This window comes from Ohtaekwangia sp., assembly GCF_036786105.1.
Taxonomy (GTDB): Bacteria; Bacteroidota; Bacteroidia; order Cytophagales; family Cyclobacteriaceae; genus Ohtaekwangia.
Genome location: NZ_DAIQRQ010000001.1, coordinates 42,855 through 69,318 on the forward strand (window position 1 = coordinate 42,855; position 26,464 = coordinate 69,318).

General features: G+C 43.1%; 22 protein-coding genes. 16 read left to right on the forward strand and 6 right to left on the reverse strand.

Annotated elements, in window-relative coordinates; translation table 11 throughout:
• Positions 1-287 precede the first annotated feature (287 nt).
• The 5 genes from V7Q33_RS00230 (at position 288) to V7Q33_RS00250 (ending at position 4,367) form a co-directional block, all read left to right on the forward strand.
• Entirely contained in the window at positions 288-1,085 is a 798-nt protein-coding gene (locus V7Q33_RS00230) for a sensor histidine kinase (RefSeq protein WP_331974925.1), read from the forward strand.
• On the forward strand, positions 1,072-1,722 hold the full coding sequence (locus V7Q33_RS00235) for a response regulator transcription factor (RefSeq protein WP_331974927.1): 651 nt from the start codon (positions 1,072-1,074) through the stop codon (positions 1,720-1,722). Before V7Q33_RS00230 ends, V7Q33_RS00235 begins: the two co-directional genes overlap by 14 nt.
• Before the next feature lie 200 nt (positions 1,723-1,922).
• The gene (locus V7Q33_RS00240) at positions 1,923-2,360 is read left to right on the forward strand and encodes a response regulator (RefSeq protein WP_331974929.1); all 438 of its coding nucleotides are present in this window, start codon (positions 1,923-1,925) and stop codon (positions 2,358-2,360) included.
• Between the two features lie 274 nt (positions 2,361-2,634).
• A complete protein-coding gene (locus V7Q33_RS00245) occupies positions 2,635-3,063 on the forward strand; it encodes a nuclear transport factor 2 family protein (protein WP_331974931.1) in 429 nt (142 codons plus the stop codon).
• Between the two features lie 74 nt (positions 3,064-3,137).
• On the forward strand, positions 3,138-4,367 hold the full coding sequence (locus V7Q33_RS00250; protein ID WP_333818535.1) for an NAD(P)/FAD-dependent oxidoreductase: 1,230 nt from the start codon (positions 3,138-3,140) through the stop codon (positions 4,365-4,367).
• Positions 4,368-4,372: 5 nt separating this feature from the next.
• On the opposite strand, the gene V7Q33_RS00255 is transcribed toward V7Q33_RS00250, so the two are convergent.
• Both V7Q33_RS00255 and V7Q33_RS00260 read right to left on the reverse strand, forming a co-directional pair.
• The gene (locus V7Q33_RS00255; RefSeq protein ID WP_333818536.1) at positions 4,373-4,984 is read right to left on the reverse strand and encodes a thioredoxin family protein; all 612 of its coding nucleotides are present in this window, start codon (positions 4,982-4,984) and stop codon (positions 4,373-4,375) included.
• 36 nt (positions 4,985-5,020) lie between these two features.
• Positions 5,021-5,392, reverse strand: coding sequence for a TlpA family protein disulfide reductase (locus V7Q33_RS00260; RefSeq protein ID WP_333818537.1), 372 nt, complete (start codon positions 5,390-5,392; stop codon positions 5,021-5,023).
• 466 nt (positions 5,393-5,858) lie between these two features.
• Here V7Q33_RS00260 and V7Q33_RS00265 point away from each other — a divergent pair, with 466 nt between their 5' ends.
• On the forward strand, positions 5,859-6,797 hold the full coding sequence (locus tag V7Q33_RS00265) for an NAD(P)H-dependent flavin oxidoreductase (RefSeq protein ID WP_333818538.1): 939 nt from the start codon (positions 5,859-5,861) through the stop codon (positions 6,795-6,797).
• The gene (locus V7Q33_RS00270) at positions 6,794-7,093 is read left to right on the forward strand and encodes a VOC family protein (RefSeq protein WP_333818540.1); all 300 of its coding nucleotides are present in this window, start codon (positions 6,794-6,796) and stop codon (positions 7,091-7,093) included. Before V7Q33_RS00265 ends, V7Q33_RS00270 begins: the two co-directional genes overlap by 4 nt.
• Before the next feature lie 89 nt (positions 7,094-7,182).
• On the opposite strand, the gene V7Q33_RS00275 is transcribed toward V7Q33_RS00270, so the two are convergent.
• The gene (locus tag V7Q33_RS00275) at positions 7,183-7,476 is read right to left on the reverse strand and encodes a hypothetical protein (RefSeq protein WP_331982257.1); all 294 of its coding nucleotides are present in this window, start codon (positions 7,474-7,476) and stop codon (positions 7,183-7,185) included.
• A 110-nt stretch (positions 7,477-7,586) separates the two neighbouring features.
• Between V7Q33_RS00275 and recG the strand changes: the two genes are divergently transcribed.
• The 7 genes from recG (at position 7,587) to hutF (ending at position 18,012) form a co-directional block, all read left to right on the forward strand.
• Positions 7,587-9,680, forward strand: coding sequence for an ATP-dependent DNA helicase RecG (recG, locus tag V7Q33_RS00280; protein ID WP_333818541.1), 2,094 nt, complete (start codon positions 7,587-7,589; stop codon positions 9,678-9,680).
• Positions 9,681-9,886: 206 nt separating this feature from the next.
• Entirely contained in the window at positions 9,887-12,520 is a 2,634-nt protein-coding gene (locus V7Q33_RS00285; RefSeq protein WP_333818542.1) for a triple tyrosine motif-containing protein, read from the forward strand.
• A 177-nt stretch (positions 12,521-12,697) separates the two neighbouring features.
• Positions 12,698-13,207 carry a DinB family protein gene (locus V7Q33_RS00290; RefSeq protein ID WP_333818543.1) on the forward strand — a complete coding sequence of 170 codons (510 nt, stop codon included), beginning with the start codon at positions 12,698-12,700 and terminating at the stop codon, positions 13,205-13,207.
• A gap of 14 nt (positions 13,208-13,221) precedes the next feature.
• A complete protein-coding gene (locus tag V7Q33_RS00295) occupies positions 13,222-14,541 on the forward strand; it encodes a D-alanyl-D-alanine carboxypeptidase/D-alanyl-D-alanine-endopeptidase (protein WP_331982244.1) in 1,320 nt (439 codons plus the stop codon).
• 23 nt (positions 14,542-14,564) lie between these two features.
• Positions 14,565-15,842 (forward strand): glycoside hydrolase family 3 protein, encoded by a 1,278-nt coding sequence (locus V7Q33_RS00300; protein WP_333818544.1) that lies wholly within the window; start codon positions 14,565-14,567, stop codon positions 15,840-15,842.
• Entirely contained in the window at positions 15,842-16,642 is an 801-nt protein-coding gene (locus tag V7Q33_RS00305) for an N-formylglutamate amidohydrolase (protein ID WP_333818545.1), read from the forward strand. The genes V7Q33_RS00300 and V7Q33_RS00305 overlap by 1 nt, the downstream gene beginning before the upstream one ends.
• A complete protein-coding gene (hutF, locus tag V7Q33_RS00310; RefSeq protein WP_333818546.1) occupies positions 16,642-18,012 on the forward strand; it encodes a formimidoylglutamate deiminase in 1,371 nt (456 codons plus the stop codon). Before V7Q33_RS00305 ends, hutF begins: the two co-directional genes overlap by 1 nt.
• Positions 18,013-18,157: 145 nt before the next feature.
• Here hutF and V7Q33_RS00315 read toward each other — a convergent pair whose 3' ends face one another.
• The 3 genes from V7Q33_RS00315 to V7Q33_RS00325 all read right to left on the reverse strand — a co-directional run bounded on the left by V7Q33_RS00315 (position 18,158) and on the right by V7Q33_RS00325 (position 24,325).
• A complete protein-coding gene (locus V7Q33_RS00315; protein ID WP_333818547.1) occupies positions 18,158-19,177 on the reverse strand; it encodes a DUF3500 domain-containing protein in 1,020 nt (339 codons plus the stop codon).
• A gap of 70 nt (positions 19,178-19,247) precedes the next feature.
• Complete coding sequence (locus tag V7Q33_RS00320; protein WP_333818549.1) at positions 19,248-24,017, reverse strand: hypothetical protein; 4,770 nt, start codon at positions 24,015-24,017, stop codon at positions 19,248-19,250.
• 95 nt (positions 24,018-24,112) lie between these two features.
• Positions 24,113-24,325 carry a DUF2905 domain-containing protein gene (locus V7Q33_RS00325; RefSeq protein WP_331982226.1) on the reverse strand — a complete coding sequence of 71 codons (213 nt, stop codon included), beginning with the start codon at positions 24,323-24,325 and terminating at the stop codon, positions 24,113-24,115.
• A 69-nt stretch (positions 24,326-24,394) separates the two neighbouring features.
• Here V7Q33_RS00325 and V7Q33_RS00330 point away from each other — a divergent pair, with 69 nt between their 5' ends.
• Together V7Q33_RS00330 and metK are read left to right on the forward strand one after the other, a co-directional pair.
• A complete protein-coding gene (locus V7Q33_RS00330; RefSeq protein WP_333818550.1) occupies positions 24,395-25,105 on the forward strand; it encodes an SAM-dependent methyltransferase in 711 nt (236 codons plus the stop codon).
• Between the two features lie 85 nt (positions 25,106-25,190).
• Positions 25,191-26,444 (forward strand): methionine adenosyltransferase, encoded by a 1,254-nt coding sequence (gene metK / locus V7Q33_RS00335; RefSeq protein ID WP_333818551.1) that lies wholly within the window; start codon positions 25,191-25,193, stop codon positions 26,442-26,444.
• Positions 26,445-26,464: the final 20 nt, after the last annotated feature.

A 26,464-nucleotide genomic window follows, 5' to 3' on the forward strand; every position in this document is an offset into this window, starting at 1 on the left:
CAAAAGAAGGATATCAATTCGTATAACCAGATTGCCAGCGCTATAATCTTTATATGTTTTAGTATCGTTTACTTTTACCGGCTGCTCATAGACCTGCCTGCGCAGCAGTTGCATCGCCTCCCAATGTTCTGGTTTTGCACATCTATTCTCATTTTCAATGCCGGTACGCTTTTTCTTTCGGTTTTTACTACTTATTTAGTTGAAGTTTTGCATAATGATTTCTTGTTTTACGGTACATTTCAAATTATCATGTACATCATCCAGCATTTGGTTGTGATGATCGGATTATGGCAGGACCTTCGGAATATCAAATCGCCCTCCTCATCACCCTTGGCACCGTAGGCATGCTCCTGCTTGCTATTGCCATCATTCTGTTCATGGTTTTCTATCAGAAGAAAATGATTCAGGAACAATTTAAACGTCAACAGCTTGAGCTTATTTATCAGCAAAAAATGATGGAAGCAGCGCTCGAATCGCAAGAACAAGAACGCAGACGACTGGCCGGAGAACTCCACGATAGCATTGGAGCCATGCTTTCTACAATACGCGTTGGTATCATTACCGTTGCCCGGCAGTTGCCCTCGCCCGAGAGCCTTGATCAACCAAAGATGATGCTCGATGATACCATCTCTTCCGTGCGAGCCATCAGCCGCGAATTGATGCCTTCTACGTTAGAGAAATTTGGTTTCGCACCTGCTGTAAAAGAACTGTGCGAACGCTTCCACGAAACATCTCTTTTACCCATCCATTGTGTAGAACAGGGAGAAGTTCGTAGCTTCGAAAAAAGTAGAGAACTGATGCTGTTTCGTGTGGTACAGGAACTTCTAAACAATGCGCTGAAACACTCCAGGGCATCGGTAGTTGAAGTAACCATAGCAGGCGGAGATACGCTCTCTGTGTCAGTGGAAGACAACGGTATAGGGTACGATCCGGATGCCATAAAAAATGCTACTCAAAACGGCAAAGGATTAGGTCTGTTCAATATTGAAAACCGGGCACGCGTATTAGGCGCCTCCGTACTTTTCGACAAAGAGCGTTCGATCGGAAGTAAAGTTACTCTCATTGTCCCCTATGAGAAAGTTTAAGGTCTATATAGCTGACGATCACACGCTTTTCCGCAAAGCCATGGTAAATCTTTTACGCACGTTCGAAAGAGTGGAGGAAGTAAAAGATGCGGAAAATGGAAAAGACCTGCTCACCCTTATCAAGTACGATATCCCCGATGTTGCTATCATCGATCTTCAAATGCCGGTAATGGATGGGGCTGAAACCTGCGAGCAGATTCTCAAAAAGCATCCGGAAATAAAGATCATTATCCTAACCATGCACGACAGCTACAAATACATTCTCCACATGATGGAAATGGGGGTGCATGCTTTTCTGCTTAAAAACACCGAGCCCACAGAGCTGGAAAAGGCCATTTATTCGGTGGCAGAGAAAGACTTTTATCACAATGATCTGGTGGCATCTGTGCTGCGAAAAAACATCACCGAAAAAAAGCCAGGCCAACGACCACATTTCAAGCATGCGGAGATAACTGATCGGGAAAAAGAAATTCTCGTCCTTATTTGCCGCGAACTAACCATACGTGAGATTAGCCAAAAATTATCGCTGAGTGAGAATACCGTTCGCAACCACCGGGTAAACATGATGGAAAAGATAGGCGTTAACAATACGGTTGGACTGGTGAAATACGCTTATGAGGCGGGCATCGTAAGCTAAAACCGAAAAAAGCCGTATAGTAAAATTGTACTAATTTTGTAGTAGTTTTTTACCCCCACTAACCTGCCAAACATCTTTTATAGCCTTCACTTTCAAGGCTTTTCGATTTTTCTGTTTAAACACCTGTGATTTTGGCCTTTTGCCGGGCAAAATAGATGTGCTTTCAAATAGCGAACTTTCTTAAAAGGTTTAGGAAATTAATGTTTAAAACTGCGCTTTTCGAAGTAATGAAAATACTTGTGGTTCACAGGCAGAAAGAAACCGTTGTTCAAATTAAGTCAGTGCTCAGCGGATGCAATCCCGTTGTGCTTCACACCGAGTCTGGTTTGGATGGGCTCCTAACCTCGCGAATCGAACATTTCGATCTGATAATCTGCGGCACTGACCTGCCTGTGGTCACAGGCTTTGAACTGGTGCGTTCCATACGCACGCATTCTGTAAACCGCCACACGCCCGTAATTTTTGTTGCTGATGAAGTAGATGAAAAAACGCTGCATTTGGGCAATGCGCTGGGCGTTGCTGCCACGCTTGTCTCCAAAGACGTTGATAACCGTTTAGCTGAAATTGTACAAGAGCGAGTAAAACCAGAAGCTGACAAGGATTGGAATGATTTACTCTCCAACACGCGCCTGAACTAACCGCATTTCGATTTTATTCCGTGCTTAAAAATAAAAGACCCCCTCTGTTTTACATCTGATTTCGTGCACGTGAAATTAGTTGTGACTTTAATCTACCAAAATTTTTTTCCTCTCGCACCGGGCTTTGCCCGGGAGAGGGGAAGAGGGACCGATGCCGAGGCTTTTCGTATCCCGCTCTCTGCATTTCATATACTTCCACATTACATCTGTCGGTTGCATAGAACCCCGCCTGGCCTCAGGCAGTTTATTTTCCGAAGTATATAATCCTTCTACTATGAAAATAATTTATACCCTGCTGTTTGTTGCACTTTCTGTTTTTGTAAAAGCACAAACTGATGAGGATGCTATTAAACAGGTTATCTCCTCATCCTATATTGATGGCATTCAAAATGGAGGTAGCCCGGAAGTTATACGAAAGGGTTTCCATCCTGCATTTACCATGCTCCGCTTCGTTGATAATGATGTTAAACCTTATCCTATAGAAGAATGGATCGCAGCCATCGAGAAAAGAAAAAAAGAAAACGCTGCACCCAGCCCAAAGGCTGAAGGTAAATTTATTTCAGTCGATATAACCGGAAGTGCTGCTGTTGTTAAACTCGATCTTTACCGGGAGAACAAGAGAGCCTTTACCGATTACCTTGTGCTTTATAAATTCACTGAAGGCTGGAAGATTGTAAGCAAAACGTATTATCGTTATCCATAGAATATACTCCTTCCCTCACAGTCGATACAATTTGATTTTTTGGCGCCGCGTCAACCGGATGTGTAGATTTGTGAATGCACGATTATGATCTCATTGTAATTGGAGGAGGCGCAGCAGGGTTTTACGGAGCCATACAAACAGCTATTCTGCAACCTGGTGCCAAGATTCTGATCCTTGAAAAATCAAATAAAGTTTTGGCTAAAGTAAAAGTATCGGGTGGAGGAAGATGCAATGTAACACAGCACTGCTTCGACCCGTTACAACTTGCCCGTCATTACCCGCGGGGAGAAAAGCCACTTAAGTCGCTTTTTAAAAATTATCATGCTAAAAATGTTGTCGAATGGTTCGAAGAAAAAAAGGTTGCATTGAAGGCAGAAGAAGATGGCAGAATGTTTCCGGTTACAGACAGTTCACAAACTATAATCGATTGTTTTCTAAACGAAACAGCCCGATACAAAATAAAGATTGAACTTGAACGGGCTGTCGAGAATATCAAACTGGAAAATGACGGTTTCGGAATATATACTTCACAAGGATATATATACCGGGGAAAAAAAGTATTAATTGCTATTGGAGGCAATCCTAACCTTCAATTTTATCAATGGATACAGGCCTTGAATATTCGCATTATACCACCCATTCCTTCATTGTTCACCTTCAACGATTCTCAAAAAGTATTTAAAGATCTTATGGGGGTGGCTGTGCCAAATGCAGAAGTACGCATTGCTACAACCAAATTTTTACAGACAGGTCCGTTACTTATTACGCACTGGGGACTAAGCGGACCAGCGGTTATAAAATTGTCAGCCTGGGCCGCAGAATATCTTCACGACATCAACTATCAGTTTACGGTTCTTGTAAGCTGGATTGGTCCTGCCAGGGAGGATGATATTCGGGAGCAATTGAAAAATTATAAAGCACTCCATGGCAAACAGAAGATTTATAACTATCCATTATTCGATCTGCCCTCGCGTTTATGGCAGCTGCTCTGCACGCTGGCAGAAATAGAAGATCAAAAAATATGGGCTGAATTGCCTCAAAAGAATCTCAATAAACTTCTGGAAGGAATAATCAGGTCTGCATTCCAAATTAAAGGTAAAACAACTTTTAAGGAAGAGTTTGTTACCTGCGGAGGTGTTGACCTCGCAGATATCGATATCAACACCATGGAAAGCAAGAAAATAAAAAACCTCTTCTTCGCAGGAGAGGTTTTAAATATAGACGGGGAGACCGGTGGCTATAATTTTCAAGCTGCATGGACTACATCGTATACTGCAGCAGTCCAAATTGCCAAGCGTGCATAAGTGCTTTAAACATTCCTCCACTTGATGCCACAGCCAATTGCCTTGGTTTTGGCAGTGGGTACTGGCTTGCCGGCAAGCAGCGCATCAACAGCTTCTTCGACATATTTTTTATCGGCTGCATTCTCATCGCGTGTGTTATTGTCGATAGCGCCGATATAAGCAACTTTAAAATCTTTACCGTCACGCTGCAATACAAATACATGAGGTGTGTTCGAGGCCCCGAAAGCTTTTGCTACCTGTTGCGTTTCATCTACGAGATAAGGAAAATCATACTTTTTCTTTTTGGCAACGGCTACCATCTCTTCAAAAGAATCGCCAGGTGAAAGCTCCGGGTCGTTGGCGTTAATCGCCACAACAGGAAATCCCCTGGAAGCATAGTTTTTGTTCAACGCCTGAATGCGTTCGTTATAAGCTTTGGAATAAGGACATGTGTTGCAATCAAAGATCACAATCACCCCCTTAGAAGTTTTATAGTCTGAAAGAGAAACATATTTACCGTCAACGTTCTTCAATTTGAAATCGACTACTGTGTCTCCTACTTCGTACTTTGGAGACCGACCTGCGAACAATACAACAAGCGATAACGCCAGCCATGCCGATAGTTTTACGTTTTTCATAACACAGTTTAGAGTTTAAAATTATCTAAATATACTTCATTGTACTTCTTCAATAAGTTTTTGAAGCTCGCCTTCATGAAGTTCTCGTTCTACAAACTTTCTTTTTCCATTCTTCGGATTGATGATAAGCGTGGCCGGTATAGCGCCGCCCCAGTTTTTATCAACTTTGTCGATCCAGGTGTTGTAATCTATTTCATCCAGAAGCAATACCTCACTCTGTATATTTTTCTTCAGCAAAAATGTATTGACCTTTTTAACCTTGTCCGCAAAGTCGAGGTTGATGAGTGTTACCTTCACATCAGTACTTTCTGAACGAAGCTTCTCGAACAAGGGAAGTTCTTTTACACAGGGCGCACACCAGGTAGCCCAAAAATTTATGATTTGAATGGTGCCGGATTTCTCATTCATGAGCTGTTGCAGCCTATCAAACTTTACTACTGTTGCTTGCTGCGCGGATAATCTGTAAAGAGAAAAAAGAAGAAAGAACAGAAATATTTTTTTTCTCATATTCGAAATAACGTCAGTTGATTTTATCGGTTATAAATTCTCTTTTCAATTGTGCATAAAAATTGATGAACGGACTAAAAATCAGGATGAAGAAAACCTTAAAATTCAGGTAGTTATAAGATGTAAGATATTTGGCAAAAAGTAATCCACAAAACTCATTACTTATCCACATTACCTGCGTATTATCGTTTAAAGCGCAATAAATCAACGTGTTACATGGAAATTTATAAATCAATTCTTTGTGGACAACTTTGAAGGCTTTTCTGTATGAGTAAAAAACACACGATCGAAAGTAATGTTTCAAAACCTGGTAACAATACAAAAAGCAGTGTTGAAATATTTATTTTTTTAAGTATACTAAGCACCCGTGAACACAAGAATACAGCAACTTTTTAACGTTCAATATCCCATCGTTCAGGCTGGCATGATTTGGTGCAGCGGATGGAGACTGGCATCGGCAGTAAGCAATGCCGGAGGGCTAGGATTACTTGGTGCAGGATCTATGTATCCGGAAGTGTTACGTGAACACATCGCGAAATGCAAACAGGCTACCGATAAACCTTTCGGTGTTAATATACCCTTACTATATCCGGAAATAGAGCAGCTAATAAATGTAGTGTTGGATGAGAGGATAAAGATTGTTTTTACATCAGCCGGAAACCCTGCTACATGGACACCCTTTCTGAAAGATAAAGGCATAACGGTTGTACACGTGGTGTCCAGTGCAAAGTTTGCACGCAAAGCTGAACAGGCAGGCGTAGATGCCGTAGTAGCAGAAGGCTTTGAAGCGGGTGGACACAACGGACGGGAAGAAACCACTACACTTGTGCTTATACCAATTGTTCGCGATGCTATTAAGATTCCGCTGATTGCAGCAGGTGGTATCGCCAGCGGGCGTGCCATGGCCGCCTGTGAAGCTTTGGGAGCGAACGGTGTGCAGATTGGAAGCAGATTTGCCGCAAGCGAAGAATCCTCCGCACATGAGCATTTTAAAAAGAAGATCACCGAAAGCACCGAAGGTGATACCGTTTTAACGTTGAAGCAATTAACCCCTGTACGCCTGCTTAAAAACTCCTTCTTTCAGCAGGTGCAGGAAGCTGAACTGAGAGGAGCAACCAAGGAAGAGCTGCTAACCTTGCTAGGAACACGAAGAGCCAAACGAGGCATGTTTGAAGGCAACCTGGATGAAGGTGAACTGGAGATAGGCCAGGTATCAGCCGGCATCAAAGCGGTTCAACCGGCGGCAACCATACTAAAAGATATTTGGGATGAATACTGTGCAGTAAAAAAATCGATGTGCCTATGAATCCGTTAAAGATAAAAGAGACTTGCCTGTATGTACACGATCTGGAAGAAGCAAAAAGATTTTATAATAAAGTACTCGGCTTGTCAATAATCAGTTATGTAAACGGAAAGCACATTTTTTTTCGTGCAGGCAGTTCAGTTCTATTGTGTTTTAATCCGGAAGATTCAATATTAAAAACGACACCACAGGCCCATTATGGTAGCGGCAAACTTCATTTCGCATTTGAAGTTGCCGAAGCTGAGTATTTACAGGTAAAGGACGAGATAAAATCCAAAGGCATTTCTATTTACTGCTGAAGTGACCTGGAAAAGTGGGAAAGAGTCCTTTTACTTTGAAGACCCTGAAGGGAATGTTTTGGAAGTTGTCCCGATGCTGGGATTTGGGATTAATTGCCTTTTGCAACCGGTTCCAGAAGTTCTGAATTTTTGATTGTTACTTTGGTCAGTACATCTCCCGGTTTGAAGACATTATGATACCATAGGTCGTAATCTTTATATTGCAGGCACTTTCCTATGATTTTCCCATCGATCAGTATCTTGATATAGAGATTACTGCTAATCGTTTGTAAAATCAACGCCTGCTGGTCTTCAGGTAATTGATTAACCTGCACGTACTCTATTCCCTTAAAATTGGTTGGCTCAATCTTCATATTTGCTTGCAACATTACTTGATAGTACATGACTTTATTTTGTAACCGCTATTTTTAACACTTCTATAGTTTTAACATCAAATTTTTTTCTTGTGATCAAAGACCTTGTTACTTTGAATCTTTGACCTTGCATTATACGGATGGCTGCATTTTTTGATACTTCAATTGAATTCCTAAAAGGCGTAGGTCCGCAGCGATCAGCGTTACTCAATAAAGAGTTAAACATCTTTACATTCGGAGATTTGCTTCAGCATTTTCCTTTCCGATACGAAGACCGCACAAAATTTTACAGTATTAAAGAACTATCCGATGACTGGCCATTTGTGCAGATAAAAGGTGCAATAAGAAAAAAAGAAGTAATTGGTGTTGGGTCTAAAAAACGTTTGGTTGCCAACCTGGTTGATGAAACAGGCGAGGTGGAGTTAGTCTGGTTTCAGGGAATTAACTGGGTTAACGAAAAAATAAAAATTGGTATACCATACATTGTCTTTGGCAAGCCTGCACGCTTTGGAAGTAAATTTAGTATTGCGCATCCGGAAATAGATGTACTGACACAAAAGAATGAGCAGGAAGGATCGCTGCAACCAGTATATCCTCTTTCAGAAAAATTACGCAACAAACGTATTGACAGTAAGACCATAGCAAAGCTCATGCAGGAGCTGCTCACAGTATCAAAAGATAAAATACGGGAAACGCTTCCTCAATCTATACTTAACACGCACAAACTTATAGCAAAGAAAGAGGCTCTGGTAAATATACATTTTCCGAAGAGCTTTGAATTATTAGCAAAGTCGCAACAACGATTAAAGTTTGAAGAACTGTTTTATATACAGCTTCGGCTGTTGAAACTTAAGCTGGTGCGACAGGAAAAATTCAAGGGCCAGATTTTTCAGGACGCTACGTTGCTTACGAAATTTTATAACGAGCATTTGCCTTTTGCTCTTACGGATGCACAGAAAAAAGTTATCAAGGAAATATATGCCGATCTGAAATCCGGCAAGCAAATGAATCGATTGTTGCAAGGAGACGTTGGCAGTGGTAAAACAATTGTTGGCTTTATTTGTATGCTTGTTATTGTAGGCGGTGGTTCGCAGGCTGCATTGATGGCACCCACCGAAATACTCGCACAACAGCATTACAACGGATTGAAGCGTTATGCTGATAAGATGCAGCTTCCTATTGCGCTATTGACTGGTTCAACAAAAAAATCTGCACGCCGAGAAATTCACGATGCACTTCGTTCGGGAGAGCTCAAGATATTGATAGGTACACATGCATTGTTAGAAGAGGAGGTACAATTCAAAAACCTGGGCCTTGCCGTGGTTGACGAGCAACATCGATTTGGTGTAGCACAGCGTTCAAAGCTCTGGCAAAAAAATGCAGATATATACCCCCACGTATTGGTGATGACGGCTACACCAATACCGCGTACGCTGGCGATGACGCTATATGGAGATCTGGATGTATCGGTAATAGATCAGTTGCCGGCTGGCAGGAAGCCGATTAAAACCATTCATAGGTTTGATTCGCATCGCCTGCAGGTAAATCAGTTTATAAGAGATCAAATCGAAGCAGGCAGGCAGGTATATATAGTATATCCGCTGATCGAAGAATCTGAAAAGCTTGACCTTAAACACCTGATGGATGGCTATGAAAGCGTATGCCGGGCATTCCCTGATTATGCAATCAGCATTGTTCACGGAAAGATGAAGCCCGATGCAAAAGATTTTGAGATGGCTCGCTTTGCAAAAAATGAAACCAAGATTATGATAGCCACCACGGTTATTGAAGTAGGTGTGGATGTTCCCAATGCTTCGGTTATGATCATAGAAAACGCAGAACGGTTCGGATTGTCGCAGTTACACCAGCTCCGCGGACGCGTGGGACGTGGCGCGGAGCAATCGTATTGTATATTGATGACGGACTATAAGCTTGGTGCTGATTCGCGAACTCGCATCGAGACGATGGTAAAGACCAACAACGGATTTGAAATATCGGAGACTGATTTAAAGTTGCGTGGACCCGGCGATGTAATGGGCACACAACAAAGTGGAGCACTTGACCTGATGATTGCGGACCTCGCGAAAGATGGCCCTACACTTCAACTAGCCCGCGAAGCAGCTATTCAAATACTGCAAAATGATCCGGAGCTCGAAAAACCCGAAAACAGTGTAATCCGCACGCAGATTGATTCTATGCGGAAAACGGTAGTAAACTGGAGCCGCATCAGTTAGTATTACTAAATCTTTAATTGCCAGCATTACAGGTGGTTAACGTTGCCACATTTTTTTACCTTTACCTGTAAGGACTTTTTTCCATGCGCTTTATTCTTTGCTCTATTCTACTGCTCAGTTTCTTTTCACTGCGTAGTCAAAACGGTAATTACTTTCTGTCTCATTATTCCCCGGGTAAGGAGCGATTCAGCAACGTGTGCTTTGATATGATTCAGGACGACCATGGGGTTATATATTTTGCCACACGAAGAGGTGTACTTGAATTTGACGGCCGAAACTGGGATCTGATTTCCACTAATGGCGCGGTGTATTCTTTGCAGCAGGATGATCGTAAAAATATATACTGGAGCGGTTCGTCTGGCTATGGAAAAGTAGACACCAATGTTCCGGGCGATCACAAACTGAAAACATTATCTGCACAAAATGTTACCGATGTATTTCAAAATTTGTCCGTGCGTGACCGGCTATATTTTGTAACCGAGCAGGCGCTATATATCGAAACTAAAAATCAGCCTGCTATTATTATCAAAGCCTCTAACCTGACAGGTTCTTTCGGGAACATCTTTGAACTCTTTGGCAAGGTATATATCAATACGCAACACGCGGGTATTTACAAAGTTGAAGGCGATAAGCTGGTTAACGCCTCGCTTGGATTGCCGGCGGGATCGGAGGTAACGTTCTGCAGCGGATATAACAATTCCTATATACTGGGACTGGCCACCAATAAAGTTATACTGATTGGAGAAAATCTCCATCCGCGTGAAATAAAGTTGCAAGACCAGGCATACGCCGATGCCAGTGTGGTAGTGAACGGAAGCTGGGTAAACCGGGATCTTTTTGTATTAGGAACATTGCGCGGAGGAATGATCTTCGTAGAAGCCGGGTCTGGCCACACGCAAGAGATCGTAAACTATAGCACCGGTCTTCCCGACAATGAAGTATATAGTTTAATGCGCGATAAAAGTCTCTGCGTTTGGGCAGCGCACGAATACGGATTTACGCGGGTTGCACCTTATCTGCCGTTCCGCTCATTCAGCCATTATAGTGGGCTTTCTGGAAATTTACTTTGTGCAATGTCATTTGAAGGAAGCGAGTATGTAGGTACTTCACTCGGTCTTTTTAAACTTGAAAAACAAGACACTTACGAGGAAATTACATACTATATAGAAGTGGGTACCAATAACAGACCATCACCCTCAGCCAAGCAAACTCCGGCGGAAACAGAAACTAAAAAATCGTCCAGTGCCACACAACAAGAACCGAAAAAGAAGGGGCTTCTGTATTTCTTTAGAAGAAAACGTGACCGCAAAGAGGAGCGCCCGGGTAACGAGACAACCACATCGGCAAAAGAAAATGCGGGCACAAGTTCTCCTAAAACTATAAAAGCAAAACGGCGCACTATAAAAAAGACCGAGCGGGTTCTGCGATCATCTCAATACGTTTATAAAAAAATACAGGGTATAGATGCGAAAGTCACACAACTTCTGCAACTGGATGGAAAGTTAATTGCTGCAGGACTTGCCGGTGCGTTTGAAATACATGGATTAAACGCCAGCCCGATTCTTCAGGAGCCTGTGCTTACAGGGTACGCTTCCTCCAATTTACATGCATTACTGTTATCAACATACGATAGCAAAGTGCGTGCTTTCGAATTAACGCCTGACGGCAAATGGAGTTCGTGGAACTTCCTGGAAAATATAGATGATCGCATAGATGCTATGACTGATGGTGTAGGGCAGGAGCTTTGGCTGTGTGCACTCGATAAAGCTTATCGTTTGGATATTAGCCCCGGTGAAGTAAAGAATATACAAACCTTAACTATCGACAATCCTACATTTAACAGCATTACGTGCCTTCGCTGGAAGAATGAAATCCTCCTCGTCAATGATCAGGGCTTTCAGCGATTTAATAGAAAAAAGAATGTATTTGAGCGGGTTGATTCCTTACCCAAGCCGGTTCACTATTTTTCGGATGGTCGAAATATACTCTTCAACGATCACCATACCTGGAGCCTGTTGGGCCAGAAAGCAGAACAAAGTAATTCTCAATTGCTGAATTTATTTCAAAACCTCCGCTTCATTACCATTGACCAAAGTAGCCAGGATTTATGGGTTATTACCGAAGACAATGAGCTATATAAATTTTACAACAAGAAAATTATACCCTATGAAGCTGGCAATCAGCCCATGCTTCGGGGTGTGCGCAATAACGATGCAACCGTAGACCTGCTAAACTTTGAAGTAGAGGAAAATAAAAGCGCCCTTACCTTTGAAGTAATTCAGCCAGACTATCTTGCTTCCCGTGCTATTGAATATCGTTATCGCCTGGCGGGTCTTGATAAAGACTGGTCAGACTGGTCGGCTACAAACAACCTGGTAAATTATCCTTACCTGCCTTCAGATGATTATGAGTTCATGGTGCAATCGCGCGACATCTTTGGCAAGATACACGAGCTTCCTCCGGTAGTATTTGAAGTACTGCCACCCTACTGGCAGCGCCCGTGGTTTTATGCACTTGAAATATTAGTATTCTCAGGATTTGTAGTTTTGTCGTTCCGGCTTAGCAGCCGGTATCGTATAATCAGTCGCTTACTATCGTTGCTTACGATTGTCATGTTTATACAGTTCATTCAAACTGTAGCAGGCGAAACGTTCGAGACCAAGGCAAGTCCTGTTACCGATTTCTTTATCCAGGTGGTAATCGCGTTCCTCATTCTTCCGATTGAAGAGTATTTGCGCAACCTTATGCTGCGATCAGCCGGTTCGCCAGCCACTCGCTTACACCGGCTACTGGAACCTAAAACCGGCAACACTGCTGGCAAAGAGGATGATCAATCTTAAACACGTACTAGGTGATTGGCTTCTGTGCACTCATTGATCATGCGCATGAAGATATTGTTGTATATGATACTTCTTGCGTGATAAAATTTACGGACAAGTCAGTAAAAAAAGAATATGCGGCTATTCCGAAAAGGAAGTGATCGTTGTACAAGTTGAACTTTTAAGTACTTTTGAAAAATGACAAGACCAGATCTTACTGCTGTTGCTCCTTTCTACAAAGGCTATGTAGAGAATGTAAAAGACCAGGATGTTATGGAAGCGTTGGTGCTATCCAGCAAGCTTACTGTAGATCTTGTTCGCAGTATTCCTGAATCAAAAGGCGATTATCGTTATGCTCCCGACAAGTGGACAATTAAAGAATTACTGTGTCACATGATCGATGTAGAACGGATATTTGCTTATCGCGCTTTACGTTTCGCCCGAAACGATAAAACTGAATTGCATGGCTTCGAAGAAAATGATTACGCTCCAGAAGCGAACGCTGCTAACCGTGTTGTAAAAGATCTTGCAGATGAAATGGAACGACTCCGCGCCACAACGATTGATCTATACCGCAGCTTCACTCCGGAAATGCTTCAACGGACGGGTACAGCAAACAAGAATGCAGTATCGGTATTGAATCTGGGCTACATCATTGCCGGCCATGAAACCCATCATCGTAAAATTCTGAAAGAGCGGTATCTGTAAAACAGCAGTGCGTTATGAAGCATAAAAAGCAGGTATATACCAAAGAGCTGTGGTGGTTATTTCTCGTGTATATCTGCTTTGTGTTGTTCAACTGTTCCCCGGTTTCAAAACGTGGCCTGACAAGAACACTTCAATCGACTGAGGAAAAATTTAAAGATCATGTAGGCTTCGTGTTATACGATCCGGCAAAACAAAAAACACTTTTTGATTACAACGGAGCAAAATATTTTACACCTGCCTCTAACACTAAAATCTTTACCTTCTTCACCAGTCTTAAAGTACTGAGTGATTCCATTCCGGGACTACGCTATGTCGTGCATGGCGACTCTCTTATTTTCTGGGGTACTGGTGATCCAAGCCTGCTCTATAAAAATGTGTTTACAAACGACCGCGTATATAGATTTCTGAAGGATACACCTTATCAGCTATATTTCTCACCTGCCAATTTTTCGACCGAATATTTTGGTCCGGGGTGGGCATGGGACGACTACAATGCTTACTTCTCACCCGAGCGATCGCCACTGCCGATATACGGAAATATAGTTTCTATCTGGTATTCAAAAGGTAAGCCCGATATACAGCCTGACCTTTTCCGGCCAAATCTCCACACAGGAACCATTCAAAAGACGGCAGGAGCTATGCGAGAACCTGACAGCAACGTGTTCACCTATTTCCCGGCTCCAAAAAATTCTCCCAAGGCAATTGATGTACCTCTTAAAATTTCACCGTCCATAACAGCATCACTGCTTGCTGATACCTTAAAGAAAAATATTACTGTTATTCAAAAGCCGCTCGATTCAACAGCGCACACGCTTTACAGTATATCATCCGATAGTTTGTACAGGATTATGATGCAGGAAAGCGACAACTTCATTGCAGAACAACTTCTGTTAATGTGTGCAGGTGTAATCAGCGACACGTTGAAACCCGAGATTGCGATCAACTATAGCAAAAAGAATTTCTTAAACGATTTGCAGGATGAGCCGGTGTGGAAAGATGGTTCAGGGCTTTCCAGATTCAACTTGTTCACACCTCGTTCAGTGGTTCAACTGTGGGAGAAGATTTATACCCTGGCACCGCGGGAACGTCTTTTTACGCTATTAGCCATCGGCGGACAAAAGGGAACCATCCGAAATTATTACAAAGAGGAGAAGCCCTATATTTTTGGTAAAACGGGGTCATTAAGTAATAACCATGCGCTGAGCGGCTACCTGGTTACAAAACGTGGCAGGCTTTTGATCTTCTCGTTTATGAACACACATTTTACAACCTCAACTTCTGAAGTGAGGAATAACATGCAGAGCATTCTGCACAACATCTACGAAGCATATTAACTTGTATTCACTATATATTTAGCATGAAGAAATACGTTTGCTCCTTTTTCCTGATTTTTAACAGCCTTGCAGGAATTGTAAATGCCCAAACCGTGGATAGCCTGGATATCAAAATCGGTCAGATGATATTGATCGGTTTCCCAAAGGCGGATGTTGATCCGGAAGTTCTCCGCGAGATCAGACAAGGTAAAGTCGGTTCGATCATCATTTTTGAAAAAAATATACCTCCAACCAATTCATTTGTCGCACTCAAAAAAATTACATGGACGTATCAGCAGGCTTCGCCTATTCCATTGTTCATTTGTATCGATCAGGAAGGCGGTCGCGTTAATCGCCTGAAAGATAAATATGGATTCCCCCGCTCCATTACTGCGGCCGCCATGGGCAAGGCACCTACACTGGATTCTGTTCGCTTCTATAGTGAAGCAACTGCTTCTACGCTGGCGGGACTGGGTATAAATATAAATTTCGCCCCGGTAGTAGACCTTGCTTCCAATCCTGACAATCCGATCATCGCTAAATTCGGGCGCGCTTTTTCTGCTAATGAAGATTCTGTTGCCCTCATGGCAAAAGAAGTTATCAAGCAACACCGCAAATATGGTGTGATCACATCACTCAAGCATTTCCCTGGGCACGGAAGTTCAAAAGCCGATACACATTTAGGCATAGCCGATGTTACAAACACCTGGGAAGAACGTGAACTGAAACCATACCAGTTGCTGATCGACTCCGGTTATGCGGATGCTATCATGACTTCGCACATCGTAAATAAAAAACTTGATCCCAAAGGCAATCCCGGCACACTTTCTTCCGATGTGCTTACCGGTATACTACGCAAGCGCCTTCACTTTAATGGTGTGATCTTTACTGACGATATGCAGATGCAGGCCATCACCAAGCATTTCGGTTTTGAACAAGCTATCAAGATGGCCATACAGGGTGGAGTGGATATCATGACGTTTTCCAATAATATAGCGGGCAGCGATCAGCGTACGGTAGATAAAGTTCACTCCATCATCCGCTCGATGGTTAATAAAGGAGAGATCTCCTCCGCACGTATCGATGAAAGCTTCAGAAGAATTATGTTGCTGAAAAAACGATTGAGTGGAAACTCAACAGAAGCCAACGACAAGCAGACCATTGAAAAATTACAGATAGCGCTTAATAAAGCTGAGACTGATCTGGCGGTGACAAAACAAGAATTAAACACAAAGTCTGAGGAACTGGAAAAAGCGAAAGTTTCACCAGAAGACAACAGCTCCGGTAAGAAGAAAAAGAAGAAAAGAAAGAGCGATAAGTAATGGAGCCGTTCAAGATATATAATCCCACTGCACCTGAGGTGCCAATCGTTGTAAGTGTGCCACATTGTGGCATTGCTTTTCCTGACGATATAAAACGCGAATATGTTTCTTCACTGATACAAGCTCCGGACGATACAGATTGGTTTGTTGACAAGTTATACGATTTTGCTCCGGCCCTCGGCATAACGTTGATAACAGCAAACTATAGCCGCTGGGTAATCGATCTGAACCGCGATCCGGATAGTAAACCGCTTTACAGCGATGGCCGCATCATAACAGCCCTTTGCCCGACAACAACATTTTTAGGAGAACCGCTTTACACAGACAAGCGCGAAGCTGTTGATGATCATGAGGTGAAGAGACGGTACGAGCTATACTACCGTCCGTATCACGAAAAAATACAGGCACTGTTAAATGAAAAGAAGGCAAAATTTGGACGTGTGCTGTTATGGGATTGCCATTCAATCCGCCAGATGGTGCCAACCATTCAAAAAGATAAATTCCCTGATCTTATACTGGGCGATGCAGATGAGCAATCAGCTTCACCAGAGTTGATCAAAACCACGATCGACACTTTATCATCTTCTTCTTTGAAAGTAAGTCACAATCATCCCTTCAAAGGCGGCACCATTACGCGCACCTTTGGCAAGCCTGACGAGAACCAACACGCACTGCAACTTGAAATGCCCAAGGTAAACTACATGGATGATTCCGAGACACGATATGATGAAGCACGTGCCAATCAGATGCGGTCATTATTAAAGAAGACATTCGATCAACTGATTACCCGCCTCTGCTAATGCACAGCTATATCAAATACTATCAATTTAAAGGTATGCTTCTTTCGGAGCGATGGCTATCGCCCGGTTTCGTAGGTGTAGATGAGGCTGGTGTGATAAAGTATATATCAGACATCAGGCCGCAGGCCGCAGCCATCGAAGCTGTGCAAGGGTATGCATTGCCGGGTTTTCAAAATGCTCACTCGCATGCATTTCAATATGCTATGGCGGGTATGGCAGAAAGGCACGCACCCGGAGCAGCAGATGATTTCTGGAGCTGGCGCGAAGCGATGTATCATTGTGCGTTGAGTCTCGATCCTGATCAGGTAGAAGCGGTGGCCGCCATGCTATATGCTGAAATGTTGCGCAAGGGTTATACACACGTGGCAGAATTTCATTATTTACATCACGATAAAGACGGCCAGCCGTATAGCAATCTTTCTGAAATGGGCGAGCGATTAATCGCTGCAGCAACCACGGCAGGTATAAACATTACGCTTATACCAGTGTTCTATCAAAAAGGAGGGTTTGGCAAAGAGCCTCAACCACGGCAGCGCCGATTTATTTCACCTACAGTAGATGATTATTTTCATCTGCTTGATGATTCTGCTACACTTGTTGCCAACCACTCACAGGCATCACTTGGGTTTAGCGTGCACTCACTTCGCGCGGTTGATGCAAAAGATATACTTTCAACATTTGAACAAGGACCTAAAATTATACCGTTTCACCTCCATGCTGCCGAGCAGTTAAAGGAAGTAGAGGATTGTGTAGCTTACCTTAAGCAGCACCCTATCGAATGGTTATTGAATAATTTTACTCTTGATGGTCGCTTTCATATTGTGCATTGCACACACATGACGGATGAGGAAACAACAAGCCTTGCCAAAAGCGGAGCACATGCAGTCCTCTGCCCGGGCACTGAAGGAAATCTTGGCGATGGTATATTTAATCTCACAAAATTTGCGCAGCAGGGTGGCTCATGGTCTATCGGGACCGACAGTCATATCAGTTTGAATCCGTTAGAAGATTTACGCTGGCTCGATTATGCACAACGATTCACCACGCACAAACGAAATACTTTTGATGATGGCGCGCGCGTATTGTTTGAAAGAACGCTGCTGGCTGGACGAAAGGCCATGGGTAATTCTCAGAAAGAATATTTTGCAATCAATGCACCATTCGATGCGGTGGTGTACAATGCCAAATCACCCTTGATAGCGCAAGCCTCCACAAACAATTTGCTGCCTGCTATTCTTTATACTTCCGATGCCTCAGATGTACTCGGAACCATTGTGCATGGCAGGTGGATCGTGAAGAATCAACACCATGCGCATACTGAACGTATTACCTCCAACTTTCTTCAGGCTGTTAAACGACTTACACTATAGTTATCAACAGTATATGAGTTCGGTGATCCGTCTTATTTCCTCCTGTCGGTAATAGAGCTGTCGCAAACATGATTCGTACAGTTATGCCCGAGGATGTAAAGAACACTACGATCTTAAAAAGATGGAGCTGCGGTGACAAACGTACTTAATTGCTATCCTTGTGCTCCTTCTCGTAATGCTCGCGGAGTATATCTTCACCAAAATCGTTGGTCAGGTCGCGCACTACAGAATGAACATGGTTTGCATTGTTTTGCGTGTTGTCGTATTCGATCATTAACATTGGCCCTTGTATGCGATAGTAATGGCCCACACCAGGTTTCAGCCCACCTGCCCAGGCAAATGATAAGTTGTTTATTCCGGCTTGTTGTATCTTCTTTCTTAGCTTTTCTGAGAACCCTAACTCGTAATTCTTAATATAGGCATCAAGCAGTTTCATAAATATAGTTTGCTGATCTTCGCGTAGCTCAGAATACAATATGCCGGTTGGAGTAAGTGGAGTGGCGTTTCGCTTATTGTACGAGACTATTTCAGGGAGTGCTTCTTCCGATATGCGGGCTTTCGATAATTGATTTGCATCCATGGCATGGATGAGTGCAAAGCCGAGATCCATTTCATCTCTCAATGTTTTCTTTCCACGTTCATTGCCCGAAGGCACCACTGCAGGATTGCTTCCAAAAAAGCTGGGCGTAGAAGATTCGATCACACCGTCTACAGATGTAAAGTTCAACGACAGATGATGGCCTTCCAATCGCCAGCCCCAGGGTTTATCAACAGCGGGTGTGCCAAATAGGGTGAAGTAATAATTGAGCGGGTCGCGGTAAGTATCATCTTCACTGCGTCCTTCTACCTGTTGAAGAATCTTCTCAAGGGAAATTATATCCGTTGCCTTCCTATATCCTTGATTCGACAAACAGACTTTCAGTAAAGCGAATGCTGCCGATTTTTGCTTTTCGTTGAGAGAATGAAGGTTAACTCCGTTACGGCTCTTCGGCACAAAGTGCCATTGGTAACGCTCATTGTCGTCCCAGGTATATATTGCCTTTGCACGCAGATCGGATGACAGCGTTACGATAAAATCATTTGCGCGCGTTACGATCTCGGCTGATTGAGCCAGCGACTCTATCGCTATGGAGCAGATGAAAAGAATGTGCAATAACTTTTTCATTCAAAAGAAAGTTATTGATTATTTCTGTAAATCGAGTCAGTCCGTGTACTAATGAATAGTCTCGTTAAAATCAGAAGCCATCATCTTCTTTCTTCTTCTCTTCCACTTTTTCTTCTTTTTTCTTAACCGCAGAAGAAGAATCGCTCAGACTATACGGAACGTCAATACCATAATATTGCTTGCGGAAGCGGTTGATAAACGCGAGTGTCTCGTCATCGCTACCCGGAATAAATGCAACCTCGCCAACTTTCGCTTTACCTGCATTGGTCTTCTTGGCAATAATCGTGTTGATGTCGTTGTTCGATGATTGCACCATGAGACGGTTGTCTTCAAAACCAAAATAGTACCAGGCTTCCGGTGATGCTTTTACAAACACGTGAAATACCGGGGAACCATCTTCATTCTTTTTTACTTCCATAAAGCCTTCAAAAGCCCCGTTGATATCCTGACGGCCAATGTTAGACATACCCAATGTTCCTTCACTGTAGAAAGCTTTATGCTTCTGCGACCACTTCAGGTTTACATTCGAAAAAACCAGAGGCTTGGCAAGTGCTGTGAGCGTAGCGAGCGAAACATAACCTTGCAGGCTCTTCTGTTCATAATCCTTTGCTACGCGCTCGCCAACTATATCTGCAATCTTATAGAGTAATTCTGTCTGATCGCCAAGTCCTTCATCAGCGCCTTCATTCTTGATCACATCCTGAATCTGTTTCGCCATAATATCGAAGGCCTGGATAGGAACATTTGTATCAACCATTACGAAAGAGTTCATTTGAATTTCGTTGTTGGTCATATTACCCTGGCCTATAGCAGTAGAGGTAACATTGAAATCCTTTGAACCATTGAACAGTTTTATCGGTCCTTCGAAACGCACCTGCATGGTTTCGTCATTGTAAGCGAATACTTTTCCGGAGAGAGAATTTCCGGCAGCTTTTTCGAGGTTTTCAATCTTAAATTCATGTGAAGCTGTATCGTAGTGAAGTGCACCACTTGGCTCGAAGAAGTTTTCGTCTTCTTCCATTTTTTTATCGTTGATGAACGTAATGTAAAGTTCATTCGCGGATGAGAAGTGTAACCCCGCATTCAGACGATTTCCGCCTTCCGTAACAGCATTGTCAAAGTCAATGTGTACATCCGTTTCATCACCGGTTTGCGTATACTGAATCCACGTGTTGTAGTTCTTGATCTTCTTGATATCGAGTTTTACGTAACCGTTAAGTTGCAGGGCAGGGCGCGTAGCATACATCGTCATATCGCCTTTGTAGTACATGCCTGCACCCAATACAAGTTTCTCTTTGTCGGTTACCGATCCGGTGGCTACTGTTTGCTGAGCCGCTATAGTTTTGCGTTTCTTCCGCGTCTTCTCTTCCTGCGCTATATCTTCCAGGTGGAAGTTCGTCATTTTGATCGCAAATGTATCCTGCAGGAAGTTTACATACTGATAGGTTGCGTAGCCACTAAATTCCTTCCGTGAAATAATATCCACCACACCTTCTGTGAGGCGGTGATAAGCGTTCAGCGTATCAAGTACGATCACAGTATTTTTCAGAGTACCAATTTTCGCATTTTCGAGAATCAACACTTCATTGTTCTCCGGTGTGATTTTGGCATCGGCTACAATGATGTAGGGAATACCGCTCACTTTCAATTCCTGTGTTTTCAAATTGTACTCCGCTTTCTCGGCCAGAAAGTTCAATGAATCAAGTTCTTTCCGTGTGGTATAGAAGTACGAGTCTTCCAGTGGCACATCGGGATTTTTCTTCATCGTTATCTTCTCTGCCTTCAAATCCCATCGCATTTCTGGTATAGAGGTCTTGAACTGTGCATATGGGAACTCGATCGCAGCCACCCCGGCTACTTCCGGACTTATATCAGCATAATTCTGCTGTAGATTAAATTTCATCCGCACGTCAACACCATAGAGTAGTGGCTTGTTTGGATCTGCCGATTTTACTTTGAAGCGGGCATGACGTGCACTGAAATCATCGGCAGTAAAATTCATGTTGCGTGAAATCAGTTCACTACCGCGTGTTTCCAGTTTGCCGGCACCGGCAACTCCCTGTTTGGAAATGGTTAGCATACCCTGCATCTGCGCTGTTGAATCATAGAAGTTAAAAGGGGCTTTCTGATTTCTCAGACGCATTTTATCTTCTTTCGGATACCACTTCATCTCATAGTCGGGCAGTGATGCCTGCGGAAACTTTACGTTACCAAATTGCTTTTGGGCGATTGTTGCCCGGTGACCTCGGGTGATCACTGAATCGGGATAGAAAATAAAGTCATTGGATCTTACACTTGCCGCGAGGTAATCTATGCGACCGGCTCCACGAAGTCCGTGGTTATCGAGATTCAATCCTCCATGCATTTTAGCATCGCCATTATAAAGCTGGTAGCCTCCCCGTGGTATGTTGTGTTCAAAGCCGAGCGACTTATCGGGCTGCGAATGGAGCTTTTCCTTAAAGTTGGGAAACATGCCACTCGACACAAACGTACCGTCAAAATTTATGGATGCCGGATCGGCATCGTTCAAACTATCAAGTTTAAAAGGAGGCACCACGAAGAACATGGACTGGTCATATACACCACCCAATACCTCCTGCCTGTTAAAGTAAATTACACCGCCTCCACTGGCATCGAGACGAGGAAAATTCGGAATCTTCTTTTTACCGGATTTATTACCGGCCTTACTAATAAAGAGTGTACCTGATTTTTGTCCGGCTGATAGACCTCCAACAGCAGAAGCCGCAGAGTCTGCTCCTACCATGTTATTGTTAAGCTTCCGTCGGATCATCTGTCCTTTGGCATTTTTCTCCATTACATAGAAGTTGATCGAATCGATACGGGTCAGGTTGATGTAGAAGCTATCGTACTTTAATGTGAAGCCCTTTCCGCTGATCTCGAAGTTTCCGGCGTTAATTGTTCCATCAAATTTTATATCACGATTCTTCAGGAGGGTGATAACGTTGCTATCAGGTTTGATGCGCACATTTAAAGAATCACTTACTTTAAACTCATCAACACCACGTACTGTCATATATCCTTTACTGAAATTGACCGTGGCATTGGCCGAGCTATCGATGACTGAATGTATCTTGAGGTTATCGTAATCCATTTCTCCGAGGTGTGATTTATAGAGGGCGATTGCTTTCTCTTTTACGTGTACCAGGTCGGTTTTAGGATTATATGTTACCAATCCTTTGCTATCCAAAAACTCGATTGCAGCTTTTATATCGCGCACTTCTTTTCCGGATGATTGAACGAGGTCACCTGTATAAAAATCGCGCACTTTATTCTTCATGCAATAGCGTGCTACCAGCGCCAGCGGATGGAATGAAAATCCTTCGCCCTTCAAAATTCTGAAATCTTCCGGGTCGTAATAGTTAACCGATTCAATTACCATTGGCACCGTATTACGGCCACCATCGGTGCTCATATCCAGGCTGTCCTTAAAAAGATTCCATTGAATAACATCGGTAGAGAAATCGATATTGAAAAATGAAGAAGAATACGGTGTATGCATCATGGCACCCCGTTCTTTCCGAACAAATAGCTTCTGTAAACTATCTTTTCCGAAGGTATATCGCATCCGCACGGCCGGGTGCGTAATGGAGTCGTTCTTGTTAATGATGCTGATATAACTCTTCTTGGCAAGAATTGTTGAGTCTGAGAATTCAAATTCGGTTGACTTAGCTTTGAATTTCTTTTCTCCATTGTGATAAACTTCCACTGTTGAAGGTGCACCGCCTACCGAGCTGCTGGATATCTTCCTTCCGGTAAGTGAAAATCCGCCCGAGTATTTCACATTTTCATCTCCTATACCCTGTATTGGCAAATTGTTTTGAAAGGACCTGAACCTGGGAAAGGCTGAAGCAACAGAATCTTTGCGTGGTTGCGATTTAAATTCCAATGTTCCTGGTATAAGACCTGGTGTTTTGCCAGTATAATTAAATTTTACAAGGTCTGCTTTTAGTTCAGGTTTGTTTGCTTTGAAATTATAGTCGGTCAAATTGCAGTAGACGCTGTCAGGGCTTAACAAAGCGGAAGACCAATCGAAGGTTCCATCTTTACCAACAAAGGTGTTATCGCGCAGCGAAAGCGAGCCTTGCGTGTTCTTGAGAAAAACGGAGTCATATTTTGTTACAAAGTTTAACGTCAGCTTATTAAAGCGCAGCACCGGTCCTTCCAGCACGGGTTGTGGAGGAGGATTCATCCATAACGGGGCTTCTGTAAAGATTGAGTCAACAGGTTGATCGTTGTAATCATTGGATGGTGCAACATTGCTCTGGTCGTCTGTCGTAGGAATAGAAGTAGTATCATTCATATCGAATGACGGTGCAGGAGCGATATAGTCGAAAGAATAGTCGTCATCTTTTGCATATAGTCTGAACGACTTTTCATAGTGCAAAGAATGATACTGAAAGAACGTGCGACTGATCTGTAAAAAGCTTTGAATGCGCGGTATTGTCTCCTTCTCTATTACCTGGCCCGCTACTTTAAGGAAGCTTGAGATTTTGGCGGCATCGGCGCGTTCAACACTTACGGCGTTGGCAATCGCTCCAAAGTAATTGATCAAGGCTGGTTTTAGCGGCAGTTTTTTCTTTTTCATTTGCTGCAACTGCTGGCGTATCACCAATTGCTGATCAACGCCCAGGCTACTCCACGCAGACGCGAAGCTGCTGCCAATTACGGAAGCATCTACATTGCGAGTGTTCTCCAATATTATCCGGATACTATCCGGAAAATTAAGCGGAATAGATGATGTTACAGAGCTCTTTTGTGCCGATACAATAAGTGCCGGAAAAAAGGTAAGGAGGAAAAAATATGTTCTAACCTGCTTCACAGAAACTAAACCCTGAAATTCGTAAATATTGCTTAAATAAACTAAAGGCCGGTTGCTGGTAAACGCTTAATAACCTGCCGCCGTACAAAAGCCGCTTAATTTTTCCATCGATTAACAAAGTAAAGAATCAGCGATACGAGAATGCTTAACAATATGCTGGTCATAACAGGGAAGTAAAAGCTGAAGTTCTCTTTTTCGATGCGTATGTCGCCAGGCAATTTGCCTAGCCACGGAATGCGATCATGATAGGTAATAACAATACCGGCCAGTACGAAAATTATACCCAGGATAATGAAGAGCCTTCCCATTCATCTTTCACATTTCTTGCGAAATTTAGCACGAAAACTTTAGATGAATAAGCCTTTACTTGACAGGAGATGACGAAAGGAAAACTATACCTCATACCAAACATCATTGCAGACAACACGCAGTCCGTTGTTATTCCTCCTCACATTATACAGGCATTGCCTGGCATTAAACATTTTCTGGCCGAAGACATTCGCACCGCCAGGCGTTATCTCAGCAGCCTGAAGATATTTGAATCCATTGAACCTTTGGTGTTTGAAGTCTTGAACAAAGACACCAAAGCAGAAGCTTTGAAAAAATTTTTCGAGCCGGCTTTCGATGGTCACAATATCGGGGTCTTATCCGAGTCCGGATGTCCGGGCGTTGCAGACCCGGGGGCTCTGGCTGTGAAGTATGCACATGAGCACGATGTTCAGGTTGTACCTTTGGTGGGGCCATCGTCTATACTGCTGGCGTTAATGGCATCGGGTATGAATGGCCAGCGTTTTGCCTTTCATGGCTACTTACCAATTGATGGAAAAGATGCCGGTGCAATCGTTAAAGCACTCGAAAAAGAATCGCGTACAAAGAATCAGACGCAGATATTTATCGAGACTCCTTATCGTAATAATTCGCTGATGACAGTGTTATTAAAAAATCTTCAGGATGATACACAGCTTTGTGTAGCGTTAGACATCACAGGCAAGAATGAAATAATCAAAAGTTTCAGTATAAAGAGGTGGAGAACCACGCAGCTATCATTCCCTAAAAGCCCCGCGATATTTTTATTTTTATCACCGTAAACGCTATTGAAGCAATAGAGTTTTAGTTTACAAGTTTTCATCTAAATTTGAGCCTGAATCTTTTAACAAAAAAACATAAATCTCTATGCCTTATCTATTCACCTCAGAGTCTGTCTCTGAAGGGCATCCCGACAAAGTTGCCGATCAAATCTCCGATGCACTTATCGATTACTTTCTGGCCTACGATCCCTCTTCTAAAGTTGCCTGCGAAACACTTGTAACAACAGGCCAGGTTGTATTGGCCGGTGAGGTGAAATCAGAAGCATATCTGGACGTGCAGGATATAGCACGTGAGGTTATTCGCAAGATCGGATATACCAAAAGCGAGTACATGTTCGAAGCAAATTCATGCGGTATATTATCAGCTATTCACGAGCAATCTCCAGACATTAATCAAGGTGTAGTTCGTAGAAAAAAAGAAGATCAGGGTGCAGGCGACCAAGGCATGATGTTCGGTTATGCTACCAACGAAACGGATAATTATATGCCGCTGCCTCTTGATCTCGCACACTTGTTATTGAGAGAGCTTTCGGCTATTCGGAGAGAAGGTAAGGTTATGACATATCTCCGCCCGGACGCAAAGTCGCAGGTAACAATTGAATACAGCGATGACAACAAACCACAGCGCATCGACACGATAGTAGTATCTACCCAGCACGATGATTTCGATAAGGACGCCAAGATGCTGAAGAAGATTGAAGATGATATCATCAACATCGTAGTTCCACGCATCATCAAGAAACTTCCAAAGCGCGTTCAAAAGCTTTTCGGAAGCGACATCAAATACCACATCAACCCTACGGGTAAATTTGTAATCGGTGGACCTCATGGCGACACTGGTCTTACAGGCCGGAAGATCATCGTAGATACATACGGTGGAAAAGGAGCACACGGTGGTGGTGCATTCTCTGGAAAAGATCCTTCCAAAGTAGACCGTTCTGCTGCTTATGCAACCCGCCACATTGCCAAGAACCTGGTAGCTGCCGGTGTTTGTGATGAAGTGCTCGTACAAGTTGCGTATGCTATAGGCGTGGCTCAACCGGTTGGGCTATACGTAAACACCTATGGAACTTCAAAAGTCGAAGTAAGCGATGGCGAAATTGCCAAGCGTGTTGGCAAGATCTTCGATATGCGTCCTTACTTCATCGAAGAGCGCTTCAACCTCCGCACACCAATCTATGCTGAGACAGCAGCCTACGGACACATGGGTCGCGAATCAAAGGTTGTTGAAAAAGTATTCAACAAAGGAAAGGCTTCAGAAAAGAAAGTGAAGGTTGAATTGTTCCCCTGGGAAAAATTGGATTACGTAGATCAGGTTAAAAAAGCTTTCAAACTATAATTTGATATTGAACCCAAATG

Excerpts from the sequence above, each read along its gene's own strand:
- V7Q33_RS00230 (WP_331974925.1), top strand. The coding sequence starts at position 288 with ATGGCAGGACCTTCGGAATATCAAATCGCCCTCCTCATCACCCTTGGC.
- V7Q33_RS00235 (WP_331974927.1), top strand. The coding sequence starts at position 1,072 with ATGAGAAAGTTTAAGGTCTATATAGCTGACGATCACACGCTTTTCCGC.
- V7Q33_RS00240 (WP_331974929.1), top strand. The coding sequence starts at position 1,923 with ATGTTTAAAACTGCGCTTTTCGAAGTAATGAAAATACTTGTGGTTCAC.
- V7Q33_RS00245 (WP_331974931.1), top strand. The coding sequence starts at position 2,635 with ATGAAAATAATTTATACCCTGCTGTTTGTTGCACTTTCTGTTTTTGTA.
- V7Q33_RS00250 (WP_333818535.1), top strand. The coding sequence starts at position 3,138 with ATGCACGATTATGATCTCATTGTAATTGGAGGAGGCGCAGCAGGGTTT.
- V7Q33_RS00255 (WP_333818536.1), bottom strand. The coding sequence starts at position 4,984 with ATGAAAAACGTAAAACTATCGGCATGGCTGGCGTTATCGCTTGTTGTA.
- V7Q33_RS00260 (WP_333818537.1), bottom strand. The coding sequence starts at position 5,392 with ATGAATGAGAAATCCGGCACCATTCAAATCATAAATTTTTGGGCTACC.
- V7Q33_RS00270 (WP_333818540.1), top strand. The coding sequence starts at position 6,794 with ATGAATCCGTTAAAGATAAAAGAGACTTGCCTGTATGTACACGATCTG.
- V7Q33_RS00275 (WP_331982257.1), bottom strand. The coding sequence starts at position 7,476 with ATGTACTATCAAGTAATGTTGCAAGCAAATATGAAGATTGAGCCAACC.
- recG (WP_333818541.1), top strand. The coding sequence starts at position 7,587 with ATGGCTGCATTTTTTGATACTTCAATTGAATTCCTAAAAGGCGTAGGT.
- V7Q33_RS00285 (WP_333818542.1), top strand. The coding sequence starts at position 9,887 with ATGATTCAGGACGACCATGGGGTTATATATTTTGCCACACGAAGAGGT.
- V7Q33_RS00290 (WP_333818543.1), top strand. The coding sequence starts at position 12,698 with ATGACAAGACCAGATCTTACTGCTGTTGCTCCTTTCTACAAAGGCTAT.
- V7Q33_RS00295 (WP_331982244.1), top strand. The coding sequence starts at position 13,222 with ATGAAGCATAAAAAGCAGGTATATACCAAAGAGCTGTGGTGGTTATTT.
- V7Q33_RS00300 (WP_333818544.1), top strand. The coding sequence starts at position 14,565 with ATGAAGAAATACGTTTGCTCCTTTTTCCTGATTTTTAACAGCCTTGCA.
- V7Q33_RS00305 (WP_333818545.1), top strand. The coding sequence starts at position 15,842 with ATGGAGCCGTTCAAGATATATAATCCCACTGCACCTGAGGTGCCAATC.
- hutF (WP_333818546.1), top strand. The coding sequence starts at position 16,642 with ATGCACAGCTATATCAAATACTATCAATTTAAAGGTATGCTTCTTTCG.
- V7Q33_RS00315 (WP_333818547.1), bottom strand. The coding sequence starts at position 19,177 with ATGAAAAAGTTATTGCACATTCTTTTCATCTGCTCCATAGCGATAGAG.
- V7Q33_RS00325 (WP_331982226.1), bottom strand. The coding sequence starts at position 24,325 with ATGGGAAGGCTCTTCATTATCCTGGGTATAATTTTCGTACTGGCCGGT.
- V7Q33_RS00330 (WP_333818550.1), top strand. The coding sequence starts at position 24,395 with ATGACGAAAGGAAAACTATACCTCATACCAAACATCATTGCAGACAAC.
- metK (WP_333818551.1), top strand. The coding sequence starts at position 25,191 with ATGCCTTATCTATTCACCTCAGAGTCTGTCTCTGAAGGGCATCCCGAC.